We start from the raw sequence: 350 nt of genomic DNA on the forward strand, positions 1-350 counted from the left end.
GGCATAGGTGCCGGAGCCTTGACGGCGCCAGATGCGGCCCTCGGCCTCCAGCACTTCGAGGGCGCGACGGACGGCACGGCGGCCGACGCCAAGCATTTCCGAAAGGGTGCGCTCGGTCGGCAGCTTGCCGTCGGCGTCGAGACTGTCGGACCGCAGGAGAGCCCTCAGCCTCTCCAGCGCATAATTCGAATTGCCCTGCGTCTCATCCATCGGCATTCGCTGAAATGGTCCGTACCAATTTTCTATTGGTTCAGTGTAAACCAAATCGCGCCGAGCGTCAAGCGCTTTTTTGTGCAAATCCAAATCTGCTCGTTTTTTGCTCAATTCCCGCGATTGCCGCGATACGGGAA

General features: G+C 59.4%; 1 protein-coding gene. It reads right to left on the minus strand.

Going from position 1 to position 350, the window contains the following annotated elements; translation table 11 throughout:
- On the minus strand, window positions 1-216 hold a 216-nt coding region (locus AF337_RS31180; protein WP_152971258.1), incomplete at its 3' end, for a winged helix-turn-helix domain-containing protein.
- Between the last annotated feature and the right edge of the window lie 134 nt (window positions 217-350).

The sequence above is a fragment of the Rhizobium ecuadorense genome, from assembly GCF_001187535.1.
GTDB classification, from domain to species: domain Bacteria; phylum Pseudomonadota; class Alphaproteobacteria; order Rhizobiales; family Rhizobiaceae; genus Rhizobium; species Rhizobium ecuadorense.